The sequence below is a fragment of the Mesotoga infera genome, assembly GCF_900157305.1.
Taxonomy (GTDB): Bacteria; Thermotogota; Thermotogae; order Petrotogales; family Kosmotogaceae; genus Mesotoga; species Mesotoga infera.
This window is the reverse complement of record NZ_LS974202.1, coordinates 257197-276870: the sequence shown is the minus strand read 5'-3', so window position 1 is coordinate 276870 and position 19674 is coordinate 257197. Positions and strand designations below refer to the sequence as shown.

Annotated in this window: 20 protein-coding genes; 15 read left to right on the top strand and 5 right to left on the bottom strand. The window is 48.7% G+C overall.

Annotation, left to right across the window (positions count from 1 at the left end):
- Positions 1-19: 19 nt before the first annotated feature.
- A complete protein-coding gene (locus MESINF_RS01275) occupies positions 20-2017 on the bottom strand; it encodes a sodium-translocating pyrophosphatase (protein WP_169700740.1) in 1998 nt (665 codons plus the stop codon).
- 230 nt (positions 2018-2247) lie between these two features.
- Positions 2248-3486 (bottom strand): glycoside hydrolase family 1 protein, encoded by a 1239-nt coding sequence (locus MESINF_RS01270; RefSeq protein ID WP_169698160.1) that lies wholly within the window; start codon positions 3484-3486, stop codon positions 2248-2250.
- Positions 3487-3582: 96 nt separating this feature from the next.
- Between MESINF_RS01270 and MESINF_RS01265 the strand changes: the two genes are divergently transcribed.
- The 5 genes from MESINF_RS01265 (at position 3583) to MESINF_RS01245 (ending at position 8105) form a co-directional block, all read left to right on the top strand.
- Positions 3583-4425 (top strand): carbohydrate kinase family protein, encoded by an 843-nt coding sequence (locus MESINF_RS01265; protein WP_169698159.1) that lies wholly within the window; start codon positions 3583-3585, stop codon positions 4423-4425.
- Between the two features lie 130 nt (positions 4426-4555).
- The gene (locus MESINF_RS01260; protein ID WP_169698158.1) at positions 4556-5497 is read left to right on the top strand and encodes a hypothetical protein; all 942 of its coding nucleotides are present in this window, start codon (positions 4556-4558) and stop codon (positions 5495-5497) included.
- A gap of 217 nt (positions 5498-5714) precedes the next feature.
- Positions 5715-6614, top strand: a complete 900-nt coding sequence (locus MESINF_RS01255; RefSeq protein WP_169698157.1) for a tyrosine-type recombinase/integrase — start codon at positions 5715-5717, stop codon at positions 6612-6614.
- A 19-nt stretch (positions 6615-6633) separates the two neighbouring features.
- Positions 6634-7377 (top strand): PHP domain-containing protein, encoded by a 744-nt coding sequence (locus MESINF_RS01250; protein WP_169698156.1) that lies wholly within the window; start codon positions 6634-6636, stop codon positions 7375-7377.
- Between the two features lie 41 nt (positions 7378-7418).
- Entirely contained in the window at positions 7419-8105 is a 687-nt protein-coding gene (locus MESINF_RS01245; RefSeq protein ID WP_169698155.1) for a DUF2461 domain-containing protein, read from the top strand.
- 7 nt (positions 8106-8112) lie between these two features.
- Here MESINF_RS01245 and wecB read toward each other — a convergent pair whose 3' ends face one another.
- Complete coding sequence (wecB, locus tag MESINF_RS01240) at positions 8113-9222, bottom strand: non-hydrolyzing UDP-N-acetylglucosamine 2-epimerase (RefSeq protein WP_169698154.1); 1110 nt, start codon at positions 9220-9222, stop codon at positions 8113-8115.
- A gap of 273 nt (positions 9223-9495) precedes the next feature.
- Between wecB and murJ the strand changes: the two genes are divergently transcribed.
- Positions 9496-11019 (top strand): murein biosynthesis integral membrane protein MurJ, encoded by a 1524-nt coding sequence (murJ, locus tag MESINF_RS01235; RefSeq protein WP_169698153.1) that lies wholly within the window; start codon positions 9496-9498, stop codon positions 11017-11019.
- Here murJ and MESINF_RS01230 read toward each other — a convergent pair.
- Both MESINF_RS01230 and MESINF_RS01225 read right to left on the bottom strand, forming a co-directional pair.
- Positions 11016-11762 carry a histidinol-phosphatase HisJ family protein gene (locus tag MESINF_RS01230; protein WP_169698152.1) on the bottom strand — a complete coding sequence of 249 codons (747 nt, stop codon included), beginning with the start codon at positions 11760-11762 and terminating at the stop codon, positions 11016-11018. The genes murJ and MESINF_RS01230 overlap by 4 nt on opposite strands.
- 33 nt (positions 11763-11795) lie before the next feature.
- Positions 11796-12098 (bottom strand): polyhydroxyalkanoic acid system family protein, encoded by a 303-nt coding sequence (locus MESINF_RS01225; RefSeq protein WP_169698151.1) that lies wholly within the window; start codon positions 12096-12098, stop codon positions 11796-11798.
- A gap of 87 nt (positions 12099-12185) precedes the next feature.
- On the opposite strand from MESINF_RS01225, the gene MESINF_RS01220 reads away from it, so the two are divergent.
- From MESINF_RS01220 to MESINF_RS01180, 9 genes are all read left to right on the top strand, one after another.
- Positions 12186-12743 (top strand): 3'-5' exonuclease, encoded by a 558-nt coding sequence (locus tag MESINF_RS01220; RefSeq protein WP_169698150.1) that lies wholly within the window; start codon positions 12186-12188, stop codon positions 12741-12743.
- Between the two features lies 1 nt (position 12744).
- On the top strand, positions 12745-14031 hold the full coding sequence (locus MESINF_RS01215; protein WP_169698149.1) for a PhoH family protein: 1287 nt from the start codon (positions 12745-12747) through the stop codon (positions 14029-14031).
- A gap of 242 nt (positions 14032-14273) precedes the next feature.
- On the top strand, positions 14274-15533 hold the full coding sequence (gene iscB / locus MESINF_RS01210) for an RNA-guided endonuclease IscB (RefSeq protein WP_169698148.1): 1260 nt from the start codon (positions 14274-14276) through the stop codon (positions 15531-15533).
- Between the two features lie 10 nt (positions 15534-15543).
- Positions 15544-15789: a DUF4911 domain-containing protein gene (locus MESINF_RS01205; RefSeq protein ID WP_169698147.1), complete on the top strand. Its 246-nt coding sequence runs from the start codon at positions 15544-15546 to the stop codon at positions 15787-15789.
- Positions 15749-16819, top strand: a complete 1071-nt coding sequence (locus MESINF_RS01200; protein ID WP_231936797.1) for a YqeG family HAD IIIA-type phosphatase — start codon at positions 15749-15751, stop codon at positions 16817-16819. Before MESINF_RS01205 ends, MESINF_RS01200 begins: the two co-directional genes overlap by 41 nt.
- On the top strand, positions 16816-17916 hold the full coding sequence (locus tag MESINF_RS01195; RefSeq protein ID WP_169698146.1) for a GTPase: 1101 nt from the start codon (positions 16816-16818) through the stop codon (positions 17914-17916). Before MESINF_RS01200 ends, MESINF_RS01195 begins: the two co-directional genes overlap by 4 nt.
- A 22-nt stretch (positions 17917-17938) precedes the next feature.
- Entirely contained in the window at positions 17939-18532 is a 594-nt protein-coding gene (gene pduL / locus MESINF_RS01190) for a phosphate propanoyltransferase (protein ID WP_169698145.1), read from the top strand.
- Positions 18532-19326, top strand: coding sequence for a DUF72 domain-containing protein (locus MESINF_RS01185; protein ID WP_169698144.1), 795 nt, complete (start codon positions 18532-18534; stop codon positions 19324-19326). The genes pduL and MESINF_RS01185 overlap by 1 nt, the downstream gene beginning before the upstream one ends.
- Positions 19327-19333: 7 nt before the next feature.
- Positions 19334-19663, top strand: coding sequence for a hypothetical protein (locus MESINF_RS01180; RefSeq protein ID WP_169698143.1), 330 nt, complete (start codon positions 19334-19336; stop codon positions 19661-19663).
- Positions 19664-19674: the final 11 nt, after the last annotated feature.

The window sequence follows — 19674 nt, the reverse complement described above, 5'->3', positions numbered from 1 at the left end:
CGCCTTTTTCAGTGGATAATCACTTGAAAACAGCGTAGAGAATAACCAACGGGCTTATCAAAGAGGCTACTAGAGATAGAACCGTAATGAGTGTGTTCAGGGGGGAAGGGCCGGCGGTGTCTTTGAAGGGGTCTCCCACAGTGTCGCCGATTATGGCTGCCTTGTGCGCGTCGGATCCCTTTCCGCCGAAAGCGCCGTCCTCTATGTATTTCTTCGAGTTGTCCCACATACCTCCACTGTTGGCCATCAGCAATGCGTTGAACAGTCCCGAGAGGATAGCTCCGCCCAAAAAGCCTCCCAGAGCGTGTATCCCGCCTATGAAGGCTATCAGTAGTGTTATTCCGATCGAGATCAGACTGGGAAGCATCAGTTCCTTCAAGGCGCCGGTCGTGGCTATCTCTACACACCGCGCATAATCTGGTCTGGTAGTTCCTTCACTGAGACCCTTGATCTCTTTGAACTGCCGCCTGATCTCGGCTATCATCCTGAAGGCGTTTTTGCTGACACCCAGCATTATCATGGCTGAAAAGAGTGCGGGAACGCAAAGACCTGTCAGAAGGCCGAGCATCACCAGCGGATTCATGAGATCGAAGGTTATGCTCTGGCCGGTGATGGCTGCCACTCGTTCCTGGTAAGTTGCCAGAAGCGCTATGACTGTGAGTCCTGCCGCCCCTATCGCAAAGCCTTTAGTAATGGCTTTCGAGGTATTTCCGGCAGCATCGAGCTTATCGGTCAGAGATATGACTTTCTCGCTCAGTCCGGACTGTTCGGAGATACCTTTGGCGTTGTCCACAATAGGACCGTAAGCGTCGCTAGAGATTATCATCCCAACAATTGCGAGCATGGAGACAGCGCTTATGGCTATTCCGTAAACTCCGCACAGGGCAAAGGCTATGCCGGAAGCTACGCCGATTCCCACCAACGATGGAAGAAGACTCATCAATCCGTATGAGTAACCCGTCAGAATAGTGATAGCCGCCCCCGATTGCGAGGCTTTGGCCGTTCTCTTCACGAAGTGTCTGTCGATGGAAGTGAAGTAATCTGTGGTGAAGCCTATCACCGTTCCGGCTACTAGACCGGCCATCGAGGCACCCCAGAATTTCAGGTCGTAAGAAAGCACCATCGAGATCACAAGCGTTGCCAGAGCGAAAATCGCCGAGGTGATATAGGTTCCAAGGTCCAGAGCACGTCCTGGATTCTTCTCCCCTCTGACACGGACGCTGAAGACTCCGGCCAGTGAGGAGAGGATCCCGACCGATGCCAGAATAAGCGGCAGGACTACCATCTTCACTCCCAGAGTCTCTCCGAGGACCATCGCGGCTACGATGCTGGCCACGTAAGAATCGAAAAGATCGGCTCCCATACCGGCCACGTCTCCCACGTTGTCACCGACGTTGTCTGCGATGACGGCAGGATTTCTAGGGTCGTCTTCGGGAATTCCTATTTCGACCTTGCCTACGAGATCGGCGCTTATATCGGCCGTTTTTGTGTAGATACCTCCACCGGCCTTGGCAAAAAGCGAAAGAATACTCGCCCCGAAGCTGAAGCTAAGAAGTATTTCCGCCTTCAGAGTTATACCGTAAATCACACTCACACCGGCAAGTGCCAGTCCCACCACAAGCAGACCCATCACTGAACCACCCCGAAAAGCTATCAGAAAAGCCTTTTCGAGGCCCTCGCGGTCCGCCGCCGTTGCTGTACGAACATTGGCCTTGAGTGCCACTTTCATTCCGAGCAGGCCTGCAACGCCAGAAGAGATAGCTCCGATCAAAAAGGCGATCGCGGAAGAGATACTCAAAAAAATCGCTAGAAGGGTGCAGATCGCGATCGAGAAGAAGGCTAGTATCACGTATTCCTTCTTGAGAAAGGCATCAGCTCCCTCGCGGATCGCCTCGCCTATTTCCCGCATTCGCTCGCTACCGACTGGGTACCTGCCGACCCAGCGAAAGAGATAGATACCAAGAATTACCGAAAACAGGGAAACCGCCACGGCTATCAGTGCAGAAATAAGTTCCATATTCATTTACGCCCCCTTACGGATGAACCACACGATGAGAAGTCAACATGATTCTAGCACCACATATCGGCAGAACGGTATCGATCGACAGGTTAAATCTGAATGTCTGAAAGGTGGTGAGAATATTCAAAAGGAGTCATGAGTTAAATCGAACACTAGCCTAAATCAGCACCGTACGGGGCAAGCATACTGGGCCGTTCGTTTATTCAATCACCTCCACGACCTTTTGATCATCGGTTTTCGGAGATGAAACGTCTGAAACTTTCGGCGCTCGGTCTGGCCTTGAGTTCCATTGTGTCGCGAACGGTTTCGTAGAGACCGAATTTCATCGAATAACCTTCCTTCCATTCGAAATTATCCATCAACGACCAGTAAAGATAACCGAAGACCTTCGCTCCTCTTTTCATCGATTTGGCGAGTGCCTGGAGAGCACCATCGATGTAGGGCCAGCGCTTTTTATCGGTGGAGTCGGCTATCCCGTTTTCCGTTATCATTATTGGCAAGCGGTATCTTTTGTAAGCTTTGAAAACCACTCCTTCCAGACCCTGCGGGAAGAATTCGTAACCCATATCCGTCCTCTCGAATTCCTGACCGTTGAGCAATTGTGGAAAGGGTCTAAAATACTTGACGAAGGTGCGGCTGTAATAATTTATACCGAGAAAGTCGATCTTTCCATTTATCTCCGGTGCGGTTTCGTCATTCCCCAGCGGCCTGGCCAACCTGCCAAGTTTTATAGAATCGACGAAAGAGTAATTGTATAGTTTTCCCAGAAGTCTTGCGGCGACAAGGTCCGCTGGATGCCAGTTCCTAAAGGGAAGGAAGGGCATCATGTTTAGCGCGATGCTCACCATGGCCGTGGGAACCGATGACTTTATTGCGTCGTAAGCCATCGTATGCGCATAAATAAGGTTCGTCAAAACCTTACGGGTCAGCTCAATGTCTTTTTTTTGCGGTGGCCATTCTCCCAGCAGATACGACATAGAGGCATAAACGTTAGGCTCGTTGACGGTCACCCAGTAATGAACGTATTGGCCTATAGATTGGACAACCTTTCTGACGAACTTCTCGAAATGGACCAGGTTTTCACTCTTCTCCCAGCCGCCCATCCTGGCGAACCACAGCGGCAGAACGAAGTGGTTCAGTGTCACCACTGGATGGATACCCTTACTTACGAGTTCTTTTGTGAAGCCAGCGTACCTTTCAAGGGCGTCTTCGTCGAATTTGCCGCTTTCCGGTTCGATTCTTGCCCATTCTATAGAGTAACGGTAAGCCTTCACCCCGAGTTCCTCAAGAGCCTTGATATCTCTCTCAAAGCGCTCCCAGCTTCCACAGGCTGTCTCGGAAGTCTCCCCACCTTTAACCTTTCCCTTCTTTTCCCACTCGTACCAATCCGAGTACTTGTTTCCGCCTTCTATCTGATGACCTGCCGTTGAAACACCCCACAGAAATCCTTCAGGAAACGCAACCATAGTTTATACCTCCCTCGAAAACGCTGTTCCTATCACTTCCAATTATAATTATAAAGAGAGAAAGAACGTAAACCCAATCGGGAGAAGGAGAGAAAATTGAGAATTTCAGTCGTTGGAAACATAAACATAGACTTGAACGCAGTAATAGGAGACAGCGTTAACAGTGAGGAAAACAGAATAAAAAAGCTGGGCCTCTCTTCTGGAGGAAGCGCGGCTAACACGGCGATTATGCTCTCGCGCCTTGGAAGGAAAGTCTTTCTGCAAGGGGCTGTGGGAGATGATCTCTTCGGAGAGTACCTTATCGAAAGGTGTTCACGTGAGAGAGTCGAGACCGGGTATGTCAAAGTGCTTACTGGCGGAACGGGCCTTTGCTTTGCAGTTATCGGCGGGCAAGGGCAACGACATCTGTACACTTATCGCGGCGTGAACGAGAAATACGAAACGGTTGCCGGAGGATTCGATTTCTACCATTTCGCAGGCATTTCCACCGGTCAGCTGTCGATGATACTGAACTCTCTGAACATAGAAAGGTTTTCCTACAACCCCGGCGGCATTGTGACCTTCGAAAGACCTCACGAGGTCTCAAAACTCGCCGAAAGTGCTGAAGTTCTTTTCTTAAATGAAACGGAGTGGGCCTTTATTTCACCTTTCCTGAACAGAATGAACACGGTTGTGGTGACTATGGGCGTGGCCGGTTCGAGGATCGAGAAGGGTCCCGCGGTAAAGGCCTTCCCCGTAGAAGCCGTGGATACCACCGGCGCCGGAGACGCCTTCAACGCCGGTTTTCTCCATGCATATCTCTCCGGAAAGCAAGGTGACGAATGTCTGAAAGTCGGAAATCTTCTTGGCGCGATTGTCACTATGCAAGTCGGCGCCGTACCTGAATTTGATTACGGGTATATACTAGAAAAATCTGAATTGTACAAAGTAGAGTTGTGATAATCAATTTCATATTTAAATTAAACCTGAACATACTAATAAACTAGCCATTATTCTTGAATATATAGATTATAGGTCCACCTACAGAACTGTATGTATTCATGGTAGTATAAGTTGAGGGGTGATGTATATGCCGACAGAAATAACAGCCGTAGATGTTATAAGGATTCTAGGAACGCTTTCGGACGAAGGCGGCGATCGTTCGAGCAGGAACAGGTTCATTCGTGGTTACCTGACCAAGTACAACCGGCCCGAGCCTATACTTGCAGACATAGATAACCTTCTCGCCAACATCTCCGGTTTCGGGGGAGATGTCGAGAGCCTGGATAGAGCTTACGGTGATCTCCTTAACAGGTTGGCCGAAGTGACAGGTTTCTCTGTGGATTATGTCAAGTACTCCGGAAGGGAAAAGATAACTGGCATTTGGAAGGTCAACGAAAGCTTCGAAATAAAGGTCTCGGCCATAATCGGGAAGAGCTTCGAGGAGGTTAAAGGAATAGCCAGAAACGCGCTGTTGATCCTTCCGCAGGAACTGGAACTGGGGAGACCTTTCGTTACGGTTAAACGACTGGGCGAGCTGTTCACAATGGTCTCGCAGATAGATCTACCGGTCAGTTCGGTTGCCTCGATTCTCATGACAGACGACGATTACGACAAGAGGATCAGTTCCTTTATGGAACTCATCTTCCTGGCATTTAGAAAGGAGCTCTCCAAAAAGGCACAGCCTTCATGCCTCAAAAGAGAGTGGGAGAGCGACGAGTTGAACGATTTCATGAAAGGTCTCAAACTGCCAACTATCGGAATGCTCTTCGCTCTTTCGGAGTCACCCTGTAATGGAGAAGAGCTGGTGGAGAGAATAAACCTCTTTCTCGAAAAAACTGGTGAAGAAAGGCTGAAAAGTCCCATGGCCCTCGGCGCGATAATGGGTGCGCTGTCGAAACATTACTCGGGTATCAAGGAAGAGCTTGTTTTGAGGGAGGGAAAGAATTACAGAGTCGCCGAAAAATACAGAGACAGTATATCTGAAATCAAAACGCAGTTTTGGAGACGCTTTCAGGAGGATAATCGATAAAACGCTCCGTATTGTGTTTTTGACGCGGTCAACAGGTAGAAAGGCATGTAGAGACTGAAAAACTCGTTATAGGGCATTTTAAAGGGTCTGGTACTGTAAATGGCTACTGAAAAGACTTTTGAAAGGTTGCAGGAATAACCTCATGTGGTACAATAAATAAAATGATACATAATGTTGATTATGACTCATATTATCGGCGATTTTGGGGGTAAGGAAAGTGGATTTCGATGAAGCCATAGACAGGTTCAAAGACAACATGGAGTTCGTAAGGAATATGTCTTCAAACACCGTAGAATCTTATCTCACCGACCTTCAACACTTCAAGAAGTATCTTCTCGACCACGACCTGGATTACACACAGGTGAAGCGCAGGCAGATCGAAGCCTTCGTGAAGGAACTCTCCCAAGGAAGATACTCTACCAGAAAGCCCTCGCCCTCGACAGTTTCAAGGAACTTATCGACCATACGTTCCTTCTATACTTTTCTCTACATAAGCGGAGTGGTTCCGAAAGTCCCGACCGAGCTGATCAAAAACCCCAAATCTCGGCGAAGGATACCGGACTATCTCAGCTACGACGATGTACAGAAGATACTGGCCTCTTTCAAACCGACCAATCTGGGAAGGAGGAACAAGGCGATAGTGGCCAGCATGTATTTCTGTGGTTTGCGCGTGAGTGAAGTCTGCCATCTCACCCTGAGCGACCTGCGACTAGGAGAGAACCCGGCGATACGTGTTCAGAGCGGTAAGGGAAACAGGGACCGTGAAGTACCGGTTAACGAACAGATGCAATCGATAATACTCGAGTACCTCGAGATAAGGCCAACATTTCCCAACAGCGAAAACGAGGAGCATCTCTTTATCGGAACTAGGGGAGGGCCAACATCCAGAAAATTGATCCCAAAAATGTTGAATACACATGTAAAAGGGGTCTTCCCTGAAAGAAAAGTAAATCCGCATTTATTCAGACACAGCTTTGCAACTCACCTTCTTCAAAAGGGTGCAAGTATAAAAACAGTTCAGGAACTACTTGGACATGTAAATCTAGCAACAACAAGTATATACTTGCATATTACTGACAAAGAAAAGAGAGAAGCAGTTGAATTGTTATCAGATTAAATACCAGTAGGAGTAGTATATGATAGATATACATAACCATACAATTTTCTCCGATGGAAAAGACAGCATGGCCGACGTTATACAGGCGGCTGTTGAGAGAGAGCTGAAGGTCGTAGGAATCTCCGATCACTTCGATCCCTATCTGTTGAGACAGGATGTCTGCCTTCAACCAGAGGGGGTGAACAGCTATCTTAGAGAAATAGAACGCCTCAAAGGTAGCTATCCGATAACCGTTCTCTCCGGTCTTGAACTGGGATTGCAGTCAACTGGGATTTCGTGGCCGGTAGGTGATTTCGATTATTACATCTATTCGGTCCACACAGTTCCCGGTTTTCCCGATCTGAGAGATATGGAAGATCCATGGGACATATACCTCGAAGAGGCGGCCATGGCTGTGGAGCTTATAGATAAACCGGGTTTCCTGGGCCATCTTGACTTTCTGAGAAGACACATCCCCGGTTCGAAACCCCCCAGTCCGGGCGAGCTGATGGATATACTTTTAAAACAGATCATAGCCTGCAACGTGGGATTGGAGTTCAACACGTCGGGCTGGATGTACAGACTGGGCGATCCTACTCCCCAGCCGTGGGTTATCGAAAGGTATCTCGAACTTGGGGGAAGGCTGATAACAATCGGTTCGGACTCTCACAGGGCCATAAGTGTAGGAAAGTACAACAGCGATGCGTTGAATCTCTTGCGAAAACTGGGGGTAAGTGAGATCTTCTACGCTGTTAAGGACAGGTACATGTCGATACCCATCTAGTTTTTCTGAATTGCCTGTTGTAATCAGATAAGGAGGAAGAGATGGATAAGTTCAACGGTTTTACCCGGGCAACCCTCGATTTTCTCGTAGATCTTGGGAAGAACAACAACAGAGCCTGGATGGAGGCTAACAGAGAGAGATACAGGGAGGTTCTTCTTGACCCTTTCAAGGCTCTTGTGACCGAGCTTGGACCCTTTATGGAGGAGCTTGATCCATTTCTGGAGACGAGACCGCAGGTGGGAAAAACCATAAGCCGGATAAGTCGCGACGCCAGGAGAAACAGAGGGAAGGCTCCGTACAGAACCAATATGTGGTTTACCTTCAAAGTGCCATCTCCCGACTGGAAGGACTCGCCAGGCTTTTTCTTCGAGCTCTTTCCCGACAGTTACCGTTACGGAATGGGCTTTTATTTTCCGTCGCGCGAGACCATGAGAAAGTTGATTTTTGAACTGGAAGAGAATACCAGAGTCTTTATGGAAAAGACGGCGATTCTACGTGAAGGCCATTTCTTGATTATGGGAGAGAAGTATAAAAGACCCAGAAAAAAGGAAAATGTTCCCGGTGAACTGCTGGTCTGGTACCAGATGAAAGACTTCTATATCTCAGTAGAGAGAGGTATGGACGAATTGCTCTTTTCTGGCGAATTTTCCAACCTTCTCAAGAGCGAATTCAAGGCGCTGAAGCCCCTGTACGAATACTTCTGGGAGATCCGGATGAAGAAAGAGTGATCGCTGATCAGCCAAGCACAAGCTCCAGATGCTCGGCAATCCTCAGGGAGGCCTTTCCGTCGCCGAAGGGATTGCTTGCCAGCGCCATCCTCTCGTAGGCCGACCGGTCGGTCAGCAACCTGATCGTCTCCTGGAAGACCCTCTTCCTGTCGGTACCGACTAGAAGGGCCGTGCCGGCCTTTATGGCTTCGGGTCTCTCCGTGGTTTCTCTTAGAACCAGTGTGGGCTTTCCGAGCGCCGGTGCCTCCTCCTGTATACCACCGGAATCTGTGAGTATCAGGGCCGCCTTTTCCATTAGAGAGACGAAAGGCAAGTAATCGAGTGGATCTGTGAGGATTACCCTTTTATGTCCTTTTAGCAAAGGGTAGACAGTCTCTCTCACGACCGGATTCAGGTGAACCGGGAAAACCAGCTTCATCTCCGGCATGGAATCGAGTATATCCCTCACGGCCAGCATCACGTTTCTCATCGGCTCTCCCCAGTTCTCCCTTCTATGCATAGTCATAAGGATGTACTGGCCGCTTTCAAGGCCGAACTTCTCCCTGAATGAGGAAGTGGCTCCGGCTTTGTTCTCGATAGTCCACAGCAATGCGTCTATAACCGTGTTCCCCGTCACTATCATCCTATCGGAGGGAACACCCTCACGGAGCAGATTGCCCCTGGCGCTTTCGGTTGGAGGATAGTGATAGGTCGAGAGAACTCCGTTCAATCTGCGGTTGACCTCCTCGGGGAATGGGTTGTAGATATTGTCGGTCCTGAGCCCGGCTTCGACATGACCCACTGGAATCTTATGGTAGAAGGAAACGAGCGCACCCGTAAATGTAGACGTCGTGTCACCCTGAACCAGGGTGGCGTCGAAGGAGTTTGCCGCGTAAATCTCGTCGAGCTTCTGGATCAACCTCGAAGTCAATCCAGATAGCGACTGACGTTCCTGCATTATGTCAAGATCGAAGTCGGGGTTTATTCCGAAGAGTCCGAGAACCTGATCGAGCATCTGACGATGTTGTGCCGTCGCAATCACTATTGGTTCGAGTTTTGAGTTTTTCATAGCCAGATAGACCGGTGCCATCTTTACTGCCTCCGGTCTGGTTCCAAAGATCAGTGCAACTTTTTTCATCGACTTCGGACGCCGCCAGTGACCATGCGGCTACACTCCTTCCGGCGTTGTTGGCCGGCTATAGGGTGAGACCGGCTCTTTCATGAACAGTATAGCACAGATCCATGAGTGATTCTTTAAGGGTTCACCCTGCAAAAAGCCAAACAGTAGGGATTCAAGAGTTTTTCTCGAGAACACTAAGCGAAACCTTATAATTCTCATCAGGTGTATCTATCCAAAGGATCTCTCAGTCGAAATCGGCCGCCTGTATTATAATCTTCTTTGGAGGATCAAATGACGGCCAGCACAGTTAAAAATACAGCTATCTTTGCCATAGCAACACTGCTTTCGAGAGTCTCCGGTCTTGTGAGAGACTCCATGTTTGCAGGCTATTTCGGCACTTCTCAGCAGTACGATGCTTATTTGGTCGCCGTGATGTTGCCCTTCTTTCTGAGGAAGATCTTCGCCGACGGAGCCATGACTATGGCCTTTGTTCCCATTTTCAACGACAGGCTCAATCGCTCGAGAGAAAAGGCTTTTGAGTTCGCGTCGGCTGTGATGATTTTCGTTTTACTTCTGTCCGGTGCGATAAGCGCCGGTGGCATATTTTTTTCGCGAGAGTTGACGGGCATATTCGCCGGCGGTTTCAGTGGCGATACCATCGAGTTGACATCTCAACTGATAAAAATCTCCTTTCCCTTCATAACTCTGGTCTCGCTGTGGGCCGTTTATTGTGGCATATTGAACAGTCTCGACGCCTTCTTCATTGCCGCCGCCTCGCCCATGTTGATAAATCTGGCGACGATCGTAGGAATACTCCTCTCCGAGAAGTTCTCTCCACCCATACTTGGACCCACGATCGGTTTTATCGCCGGCGGAGCGATCCAGCTTCTTGTGGTCATGCTCGCTGCAAGACGTTCCGGCTTTCGTTTCAACCCCCATTACAACAGTCAGGACGCGCGGGATTTTCTCAGTCTCTTTCTCATCTCCTCGATATCTCCGGCCATCAACGAGATTAACTCTTTCGTCGATACTAGAGTATCTACAGAACTCGGTGCTGGCGCCGTTTCCAGTCTGGGTTACGCGCAGAGGCTTTACCAGCTTCCTCTTGGCATATTCGCGATTGCAGTTGCGACGGTAGCCCTTCCACAGCTTTCAAGGTTGACGGGAAAGGATTCTAAAGAAGAGTTCAGTAAGGCCGTGTGGAGTTCGATAACCGTTCTGGCCTTCCTGCTTCTGCCCTCAACGCTCGGATTGTTGGTGGCCGGCGAGGGATTGGTGAGACTGCTTTTTGAGAGGGGTTCTTTCACCACGCTGGATACGGCGGTCACTTCGGGCCTACTGTACGCCTATACTCTTGGACTGCCTTTCTACGGTGCTTACGGCGTGCTGTCGAGGGCCTATTACGCGAGGAAGAGTCCTGTAACTCCCACCATCATATCCGCTTTGATGGTAGGTGTGAATGTCGTTCTGGATATCGTTCTGGGCTTCACGATGGGTCCGGTGGGCGTTGCGCTGGCAACCTCTATCGCAGGAATGCTCGGCACGATTATAGTGACTGCGACGCTTTTTGCCTGGGCTGGCTATGAAAGGAAAGCATTGATCAGTATCGGCAAAATAATGTTAGCGTCCCTGATAATGACTGCCATCATGCTTGCCATAAGACTCACTATTGGAATCGGCGCAGCGGCCACGATCGTGGCTTTACTGGTTGGTGTAATAGTGTACTTCTCTCTAGTCAGACTGCTTAAACTCGGCGAGGGGATGAATCTGAAACGTTTCTTAAAATTCCCTCTCAAAAGGCACGGAAAGCGCTAGGTCGAAATCTTTAGAGGCATGTACGTGCCTTTTTCACAGTAGAAGATCTCCCTTACCCCCAGATCTAGCAACAGTGAAAGCGCCTTTTCCACGTGGCTGCCAACATCGCACGCCCTGTGCGAGTCCGAACCGATGGTTATGTACCTTCCACCCATCCGGAGGTATCGCTCGATTATCCATGGCTGGGGAGTGGGTTCGTTGTAAGGCGCCCTCCAGCCAGAGGTGTTTATCTCGATCCCTATATCCGACTTGGCGAGTTTTCTCAAAAGCTCATCGAGGAGCGCAAGGTTGTCGAGCTCTCTGTGTCCTTTTATATACCTGCGGAGAAAGTCTATGTGTCCAAAGAAACCCGGTCCGGTCAACCCCTTTATAGCCTCCAGAGACTCTTCGAGATAGAGTGTCCAGATGTTGTCGATCTCCAGGTCATTGATTCCCGGTATTGAATGAACGGAGTAGATGAAGTAATCGAACTCTCCGTCGGGCGGAGTGTTGTAGGAAGAACCAATACCGACCTCCAGTCCGCTCAAAACCTTGATCGGAGAATTACTTTTCAGAAGCGAGAGGTTTTCCAGATACCCGGCTGGGTCTCTAAGTCTGAAACTGTAGGGAAAGGAAGTATCGAGATCGTCGTGGTCGGATATACCGATCACCAGTAGATTCTTTTCGATAGCTTTTTCGACTATCTCGTTCTGGGTCGCATTACTGTCGGGGGAGAAATTGCTGTGGTTGTGAAGATCAATCATGAATGCCTCCGATGAGACCGCCACTCCGGGATTTCATACTCTCAGTATCTCTTCCAGATCCCTCTTTATAGACTCTTCGATCCTTTTTTTAAAGGCGATCGCCACCAGTGGAACGGTTCCCGAAAGCGTAACGGTGGTGTCTTTTATCTCGAGAGTTCCTTCTGTTTTCACCCCCATCGCGGCAAGTTTGAACAGGAGGGTGTTGTCTTTCCAGGTCGATTCTAGCGTGAATTTGCCTTCGTACTGCTCCATGAGTTCCCCCATTTTCTCTTCCAATCTTCTCCTGGCCTCGGAGAGTCCAAGTTTGTGAACGACATGAACACGTAGCTCTTTCAAACAGATCACCTCGAACAATTCTACTCGAAAAATGAACTTAAGGTATGTATATTTTCTCATGGTAAAATTTTTTCAGGAGGTTTTCCTATGAAAAAGCTTTACGTGGTTGTTGATACAGAGACAACCGGGTCAAAACCGCTAGAAGGCGATAGGATTCTCGAGATAGCGGCCATACCTGTTTATGGTGGCAAGATAATGCATAACCTGGCCTTTCAGGCCTTGGTCAACCCTCTCGTGGTTATACCGGCCCAGATAACGGGTATCCACGGTTTGAGAAACGAAGACGTCTCTGAAGAACCCCCCATGGCCGAGGTCTTTCCTAAGTTCAAGGATTATATAGGAACATCGGTGTTGGTGGGTCATAATATAGTCAACGATATGACTTTTTTTGATATTGCATCTAAGGAAACCGGTCTAATGCCGCTTTCAAACAATTACATTGACACCATAGAACTCGCCCACGAGGCCTTCGAAGATGGTCCTTTCAATCTCTACGGACTGGCCAGAAGATTGAGGATACGTGACGTTCCCACTCACAGGGCGATGGACGACGCCCGCGTAACCGCCAAAGTCTTCTTGGCTCTTGCCAGATACCTGGGAGGGCTTTCGGAAGTGGGCAAGTTTGTGAAGAAGTGGAGGGGTTGATATGGTCAAGGACTTCGTTTTAGATACAAATGTTCTGGTTCATGATCCATACTGTTTCATGAACTTCGAAGATAACAATATCATCATTCCCTTCCCCGTTCTCGAGGAGATCGACAAATTGAAGAAGAACGCTGGATCGGTGGGTCAGAATGCCAGGAAAGTGAGCAGATATCTCGATTCGCTGAGAGAGAAGGGCAGTCTCGTGGAGGGGATAAAAACGGAATCGGGCGGCATGATACGTATAGTCGTTTTCAACGAGTTCAAAAGTAAATTGCCTCCCTTCGCGTCGAACGGCTACAAAGACAACGCCATTTTGCTTTACACCATGGAGCTAGTTGACAGCGAGAAGTTTTCAGTCGTACTTGTGAGCAAAGATATAAACATGCGCGTCAAGGCCGACATACTTGGCTTAAAAGCCGAAGATTACCTTCACGACAGAGTCGAGATAGACGACCGGCTTTCCGGTGTCGAGACAGTGCGAGATCCCGGACTGATGGAAAGGTTCCTCCTGGAGGAAGGTCTCCCCGCCGGAGAGGTCAAGGAAGGCCTGGAGGCCAACGAATTCGTAGATTTCGGAGATGGTGTCGTAGGAAGAGTCTCACCCGACAGGGAAAACGTGGTGCCTTTGAGACTGGATATGGAGAGCTCCAGCTGGGGTATCAAGCCGAGAAACCTCGAGCAGTTGATGGCCATGGAGCTTCTTCTGGACGACGATATAAAAATTGTTTTCATACCCGGCATGGCCGGAACAGGCAAAACGCTGATTTCTCTGGCCTGCGGGCTCAGGAAGGTTATCGATGAGAAACGTTACGAGAGACTACTGGTGGCCAGACCGGTAATCCCCATGGGTCAGGATATAGGATACCTTCCCGGATCAATGGAAGAGAAAATGAGTCCTTGGATGACACCGATAATCGACAACCTGCATATCCTTTTCGGCAACAGGCGCATGGATCTCGAAGCCTTCATGAAGAAGGGAGAACAACTCCAGGTTGAGGTCTTGAGTTACATAAGGGGTCGTTCTATACCGAACCAGTACTTCATAATCGATGAGGCGCAGAACCTCTCGCCTCACGAAATAAAGACTATAATTACTAGAGTGGGGGAAAACACGAAAATCGTCCTGATAGGAGATCCCTACCAGATAGATAACTCTTATCTCGACGCTTTCAGCAACGGTTTGACATACGCGGCTTCGAGGATGGTGGACAAACCCATCGCCGGGCACATAACTCTGACAAGGGGCGAAAGGTCCGAGTTGGCCAGTCTGGCTGCCGAACTTCTCTAGTAGAGGTGTTCAGTCTGTCAACGACCCCCGGCGAAAGCCGTGAGCTAGTAGCTCTTGTTGACTCTAAGTGTTTCGAGCACTACGTTACCGGCAAATGTATAGGCACCGTAGGATGCGTTCCCAAGTCTTACGCTCTGCGGTTAGTGGTTAAACAGTTCTGATGGGTAGGGACAGTGCTGCTAACGAGAAACTGTCGGATAACATTGGCGATGGGAGAATTACTCCGTAAGGAGGCAGACTATATGTTAGTCTACGTTATTAACAGGCACGGGAAACCGCTAATGCCCTGTAAACCACAGAAAGCAAGGAAGCTATTGAAAGAGCAGAAGGCTAAAGTGGTTAAAAGAACGCCATTCACCATTCAGTTGTTGTACGGTTCCTCTGGATACAAACAAGATGTAATTCTCGGTGTAGATGCCGGAAGTAAGACAATAGGGCTATCGGCTACAACTGAGAACAGGGAAGTATTTTCAGCAGAAGTCGAATTGAGAACAGATATTGTGGATCTGTTATCTACCAGAAGGATGCTTAGAAGGTCTAGAAGAAACAGAAAGACTCGTTACAGGCAATCTCGTTTTCTCAATAGAAAAAAGCCTGAAGGTTGGGTAGCACCGTCGGTACAGAACAAGATTGACACTCACATTAAAGTGGTTAAGATGGTGCACGACATCCTGCCGATCACAAAAGTAATAGTAGAAGTGGCTCAATTCGATATACAGAAAATAAAGAACCCCGACATTCTTGGCGAGGATTACCAACAAGGCGAACAGCTCGGATTTTATAATGTCAGGGAGTATGTTTTGTTCAGGGACAAACACACCTGTCAACACTGTAATGGTAAGTCGAAAGATCCGGTTCTAAATGTACACCACATCGAGTCGAGAAAGAGTGGCGGGAACTCTCCGGATAATTTGATTACTCTATGCGAAACCTGTCATAGGAAATACCATAAAGGGGAGATCGAACTTAAAGTCAAGCGCAACTCTTCCTTCAGGGACGCAGCATCGATGAACATAATGCGATGGGCTTTCTACAACAAACTAAAAGAACTGTATTCAAATGTGTCTCTGACTTTTGGCTATATAACCAAGAATGTTCGAATTAAACACAATCTCGAAAAGTCGCACCGTATAGATGCCAGGTGCATCTCAGGAAACCCATCTACAAAAGAAAGTGATTGTTGGTACTTCTTCAAACAAGTACGCAAACAAAACAGGCAATTGCACAAAACAAACCCAAAAAAAGGTATCCGCAGAGAGAATAAGGCTCCTGGATACATACACGGTTACCAATTGTTCGATAAGGTTGAATATCTTGATAGGGAATGTTTTGTGTTTGGACGCAGATCGTCCGGATATTTTGATTTGCGTACTCTTGACGGAGAAGTCGTCAGTCGTTCTGCCAGTGTAGGTAAACTAAAACTTGTAGAAAGAGCATCATCACTATTATGTGAAAGGAGGGAAGCGTCATTCCTCACCGGGCTGAAGCACGGTGTCTCCTGACGCTATTTAGATGAACGAAGGACCCAGGGAGTACGATCTCTTCGTAAGGATAAGACCGGTGGACATTCACGTCCTCTGCTACATAGCCGAGGCGGAAGACAACCTCCTAAACATAAGGCACGTGACCGACGACGGTTTTCTAAAGATAATCGTTCCGGCCGACCTGCTGGAGGAGGCAATGAATTTTCTGGAGAGTATAAAGAAGAAAATCGATCTTGAAGTGGTGGAAATACGTGAGAATCCTGGACATACTTGATAACGCCGTTCCCAAAGAAAAGGCAGAGAACGTGAGGGAGATCGACTACAACCGGCTCCAGCGACTTGGATACAACACCATTCTCTTCGACTACGACAATACCATCGCCGTCTGGCGCGAGCCTTTCGATATGAGAAATAAGGAAGTGATAGACCGCCTGATACAGTCGGGCATGAAAGTCGGAGTGGTGACCAACGGACCGCAATCGAGGGTCAGAAATCTCAAAGAGATCTTCGGCAATCAGCTCAAGGTTTACCATTCGATGAGAAAACCTGGTACCAAAGAGCTGAGAAGGGTTCTGAGCGAGATGAAATCTAAACCGGAAAAAACCGTTATAATCGGAGATCTCTTCTTCACTGACATAATAGCCGGCAACCGTATGGGAATGTACTCGATATTGGTATCACCTATCGTGGATATCTCCCAGAAGTGGTATAAACGAGTGATGGCAAGAATCTCCATTGGTGTGTACCTCCTTTTCTTTTTCACTGTAGGGTGGATTTTCAGGATAAACCGCCTGGCTACGCCCCACAGATTCGCCAATAACGTTATGGACATAGACTTCGATTCTCTGAAGGAATCGGGTTACAGGCTGATTCTCTTCGACTTCGACAACACTCTGGAAGAATGGGGTGCCAGTACCGTCTCAAGGGAAAAGAAGCTTCTGCTAAGCAGGATAGAGAGACTGGGTATGAATATCGTGCTTGTATCCAACGGAAAGAAAGGCCGCCTTGGCAAGATAGACGATGAGCTTGCGACGATAAAGGTTCTCAGCAGGGCCAGAAAACCGTTGACTTTTAAGGCGAAGAAAGTGTTGAAGGATCTGGAGATTCCCCCCTACCAGACGATCGTGGTAGGTGACCAGCTGTTCACGGATATAATCATGGGCAACCTACTGGGAGCCTATACCATAAAGACCGAACCTCTCAGCGAGAGAGAGTTTTTCTGGACCAGACTGGTTAGGAGAGTGGAAAGGATGCTTCTCAAAAAAATGAAGAGACACCCGAACGTCGAGGTTATGGACAGATGAAGTGCAAAGGTTGCGGCGTTGAACTCCAGACGGTCGATGAAACCGTTCCGGGCTACATATCCGAAAGGGTTCTGAACGAAAGGTTGAGTGACGGCAGACCGGTACTCTGTAAACGCTGTTTCTCTATGAAGCATTACGGAAGACTCGATGCGCAGGACAATCCCGTTCACTCGCTCGAGAATTTGAAGGTGTATTTGAAAACGGCCGGAGACATACTGTATGTGATAGATCTTTCGGATTTCAACGGGACATTCCGCGGAGATATCCTCTCGCTTCTTACCGGTCACAGAGTACACTACGTACTGAATAAAGTTGATCTCCTTCCCCTCGAGGTGAAGATCGAAGAGATAAAGGCTTGGGCCGTTGAAACGTTGAAGGCGCCCGAAAGAAGGATAAAACTCGTCTCGTCCCTGAACGGATACGGTGTCGATTCTCTCTTCACTTACTTGAAAGAGAGCGGGGAAAATTACACCGCCATCGGCGTGACCAACGTGGGCAAGTCTTCGTTGCTGAACGCTCTCGCCCGCTCGAACGAGATAACGGTAAGCCGTTTTCCCGGAACGACCTTGGAAGTCACCCCGAAACGCCTGGAGAGGGCTGGAATAACCGTCTACGATACTCCCGGCGTTTTTACGGGCGACAGGGTGAGCGATCTTTTGAGCGTCTCCGATCAGAGCGTTCTTCTACCGCGTAAGAAGCTTGAACGTTACACGGTGCAGTTTCACAGCGAACGGACGGTCTTCGCCGGAGGATTCGTAAGGATAGACGCGGTCAACAACAGCGATCCGGTTGGTATCTTTCATCTCTTCATGCCTGAAAGCGTATCGATCCACGAGACGAATTCCTCTATTGCCGATGCACAGTGGGACTCGTGGTTCGGGAATTTCTTGAAGCCACCCTTCAACGGTTTGGCGAAGTCTGCGCTGGTGTGGAAGAGAGAGCAATACTCCCTGAAAACCGGTCAGGAGTTACACGTGAACGGTCAGGGGTGGATAAATATAGCAAAAGGTCCCGTGAGCTTATCTATAACGTTACCGGAAAGTGTTAGATTAACAGTCAGAAAGGGCCTAGTAGGTCCAACGAAATTCAAGAGATAGAAAGAATCCTGGAGGTGTTTTTGTGAAATTAAAAGAGCCTGCAATAAAGGCTGGCGTTTCAAATCGACATATCCACCTAAGCGCGGAGGACATCGAGCTCCTCTTCGGAAAGGGCCACCAGTTGACTCCAATCAAGGATCTGGGCCAACCCGGGCAGTTCGCATGCGATGAAAAAGTCATAATAGTAGGACCAAAAGGTTCATTGACTGGAATCAGAGTGCTGGGACCGGCAAGGAAGGCTACACAGATCGAAGTATCGAGAACCGATGCCTTCATGCTCGGTATAAAACCCCCCATAAAAGATTCCGGTGACCACGAGAACACGGTTGGACTGACGGTTGTAGGACCGAGGGGAACGATCGTGTTGAAGTCGGGGGTGATGCTTGCCAAAAGGCATATTCACATGACTCCGGAGGATTCCCTTGTGTACGGCGTCAAGGACAAAGACATCGTGATGGTCTATTGTAAGGGTGACGGTACCAGAAAAACGATCTTCGACGATGTTTTAATAAGGGTTCACCCAACGTATGCCCTCGAGTTCCACGTCGATGTCGATGAGGCCAACGCCGCAATACTGAACAACAACGATCCCGTTTACATAATAGAGGAGCTTTAGTGATCCACATCGGTACGAGCGGTTACTCTTTTCCAGACTGGGTAGGAACAGCCTATCCAAAAGGACTCGTACCGTCGCAAATGCTGAGGTATTACCACAATGTGTGGAAATTCAATGCCGTCGAGCTGAATTTCACTTACTACCGGATGCCCTCCTACAAAACCATAGCCGGTATGTTACGACAGATCGCCGGAGAGATGGTCTTCTCGGTCAAAGCACCGGGTAAGATCACGCACGAGTTTTGGAAGGCGCCTTCGGCCGATCTAATGGAGCTAGCCGTCGGTTTTCTGGATGTACTCACTCCAATGAGAGAGGAAGGTAGGCTTGGACCGATACTCTTTCAATTCCCCTGGTCTTTCAAGAGGAATGAAGAAAACATAGCCTATCTGGAGAGATTATCGAAGGTTTTTGACGCAGGCGAAAATCGGCTCGTAGTTGAGTTCAGACACGATAGCTGGGCCGTGGAAGAGAGCTTCGAACTCCTCGAGAAGATCGACATCGTCCCAGCGGTGGTTGATGAACCATCTATAGCCGGCTTATTCCCTTATCTGCCAAGACAGGGAAGGAACGTCGCATATTTTCGGTTCCACGGAAGGAATCCTGGCTGGTTCGAAAGCGAGGGGAGTGAAAGATACAACTACAACTATTCCGAGGACGACCTGAGAAGTTTTGCCCTGGATGTGCTAGAATTTCATGGGCATGGACTGGAAGTGTTCGTGTTTTTCAACAATTGTCATCTGGGGAGAGCGGTCCACAATGCACTGCGCTTCAGAGACATGATAGGAGGTGCCTGAATTACCGATGACATTCCCTGATTACGTAAATATGGTTCTCAAGATGATCGCCGAAGGAAACGAGAATCACGAGATTTTCGAACAGCTGCAGAAGCTAGGTCTTAGGGAAGGCGAAATCACAGAGGTTTACAACGCTGTCATCGGCATGATTAGCTCAGGTCCTGAATCTACAGAATTGATTATCGATGAACTGTACGATCCCAGAAGAAGGGTATTTCTGGAAGAGGAACTGGAAGCTATAAAAGCCGTTCCGGGTTTGTATAAAGCTCTAATCTGGGGTGAGATAACCCCGGGAGATTTCGAAAGAACTCTCAGCGACTTTTCCTCCGGTAATTGAAAAACCCGCCC

Excerpts from the sequence above, each read along its gene's own strand:
- MESINF_RS01275 (WP_169700740.1), bottom strand. The coding sequence starts at position 2,017 with ATGGAACTTATTTCTGCACTGATAGCCGTGGCGGTTTCCCTGTTTTCG.
- MESINF_RS01270 (WP_169698160.1), bottom strand. The coding sequence starts at position 3,486 with ATGGTTGCGTTTCCTGAAGGATTTCTGTGGGGTGTTTCAACGGCAGGT.
- MESINF_RS01260 (WP_169698158.1), top strand. The coding sequence starts at position 4,556 with ATGCCGACAGAAATAACAGCCGTAGATGTTATAAGGATTCTAGGAACG.
- MESINF_RS01250 (WP_169698156.1), top strand. The coding sequence starts at position 6,634 with ATGATAGATATACATAACCATACAATTTTCTCCGATGGAAAAGACAGC.
- MESINF_RS01245 (WP_169698155.1), top strand. The coding sequence starts at position 7,419 with ATGGATAAGTTCAACGGTTTTACCCGGGCAACCCTCGATTTTCTCGTA.
- wecB (WP_169698154.1), bottom strand. The coding sequence starts at position 9,222 with ATGAAAAAAGTTGCACTGATCTTTGGAACCAGACCGGAGGCAGTAAAG.
- murJ (WP_169698153.1), top strand. The coding sequence starts at position 9,496 with ATGACGGCCAGCACAGTTAAAAATACAGCTATCTTTGCCATAGCAACA.
- MESINF_RS01230 (WP_169698152.1), bottom strand. The coding sequence starts at position 11,762 with ATGATTGATCTTCACAACCACAGCAATTTCTCCCCCGACAGTAATGCG.
- MESINF_RS01220 (WP_169698150.1), top strand. The coding sequence starts at position 12,186 with ATGAAAAAGCTTTACGTGGTTGTTGATACAGAGACAACCGGGTCAAAA.
- MESINF_RS01215 (WP_169698149.1), top strand. The coding sequence starts at position 12,745 with ATGGTCAAGGACTTCGTTTTAGATACAAATGTTCTGGTTCATGATCCA.
- iscB (WP_169698148.1), top strand. The coding sequence starts at position 14,274 with ATGTTAGTCTACGTTATTAACAGGCACGGGAAACCGCTAATGCCCTGT.
- MESINF_RS01205 (WP_169698147.1), top strand. The coding sequence starts at position 15,544 with ATGAACGAAGGACCCAGGGAGTACGATCTCTTCGTAAGGATAAGACCG.
- MESINF_RS01195 (WP_169698146.1), top strand. The coding sequence starts at position 16,816 with ATGAAGTGCAAAGGTTGCGGCGTTGAACTCCAGACGGTCGATGAAACC.
- MESINF_RS01180 (WP_169698143.1), top strand. The coding sequence starts at position 19,334 with ATGACATTCCCTGATTACGTAAATATGGTTCTCAAGATGATCGCCGAA.